The 1,098-nt window shown below is 70.0% G+C and carries 1 protein-coding gene; it reads left to right on the top strand.

The features are described 5' to 3' along the window. Positions 1–345 precede the first annotated feature (345 nt). Positions 346–1,098, top strand: a 753-nt coding sequence (locus D0C15_RS33855; RefSeq protein ID WP_245976538.1) for a sulfite exporter TauE/SafE family protein, incomplete at its 3' end; no start/stop codon positions are given.

Below are 1,098 nucleotides of genomic sequence, written 5' to 3'. Positions count from 1 at the left end.
GTCGGGCATGTGCCACCGCGGCCCCGTGCCGGGGACGCTCGATCAGGTGGCGCCTGGAGTGCCAGGTTCTGCTGCGCCGTCGCAACAACGTCGGCGCCGTCGAGGAAGCGGATCCCCGAGCCGCCGGATCTTCCGCATGTGGGTATCTCCTCGAACGACACTACCAAAAAATACCCCATGGGGTATCGTCGTGCGGGCGTGGGTGAAGGGGAGGGCCTGCGCTTGCGTGTCAGACCGCTGCCCGAGCTGCGGTTCGCCAGTAGCGGCAGGGGCGCGTTGCAGCAGTAGGTGAGCGGTGTTTCGCCGGATACCCCCACGGGTAGTCGGGCAGGATGAAGGGAGGACGTGGATGCAGCCGCCCGTTGGAACAGCTGGAGCACGTGTTCCGGTCGCTGGTGGGCTCGGGTGATCCTCGCGGCGGGTTTCGGGCTTGTGATCGGCGTGACGCTGGGTCTGCTCGGCGCGGGTGGGTCCATTTTGGCGGTGCCCGCCCTGGTCTATGGGATCGGCGAGCCGGTGCGTCAGGCGATCCCGGCGTCGTTGGTGATGGTGGGGCTTTCGGCGATGGGTGGGGTCGTCCCCCGGTTACGTCAGGGCATCGTGCGGTGGCCGATTGCCGGGGTGTTCGGTGCGGCAGGCGCGGGAGCGGCCTTCGGTGGAGCAGCCGTGGGCCGGCTGGTGTCCGCGCAGGTGCTGCTGCTGGCGTTTGCCGTCGTGATGGTGGCCGCGGCGGTGCGGATGCTGCTCGGGCCGACCGAACCGCGCGGGGCGTGCACCGTCTCTGGTGGGAGGGTGAACTGGCGCTCGTGTCTGCCCCGGGCACTGGGTGTGGGTGCGGCCGTCGGGTTCTTGACCGGCCTGTTCGGCGTCGGTGGCGGGTTCCTCGTGGTGCCCGCCCTGGTCCTGATGCTCGGGCTGGACATGCCGGCCGCGGTGGCCACGTCCCTGCTCATCGTGACGATCAACTCGGTCGCCGGACTGGCGGCTCACTGGGACGCGGTGACCGAACTGGACTATTCAGTGGTCGCGGCCTTCACGATCGCCGCCCTCGCGGCGTCGGTGGCCTCGGGCAGGCTTGCCGGCCGCGTGGACGCCGAC

The organism is Amycolatopsis palatopharyngis, assembly GCF_003385185.1.
In the GTDB taxonomy this organism is placed as follows: domain Bacteria; phylum Actinomycetota; class Actinomycetes; order Mycobacteriales; family Pseudonocardiaceae; genus Amycolatopsis; species Amycolatopsis palatopharyngis.
Note: the sequence above shows the minus strand (reverse complement) of the source record. Positions and strands in the feature narration are given on the sequence as shown.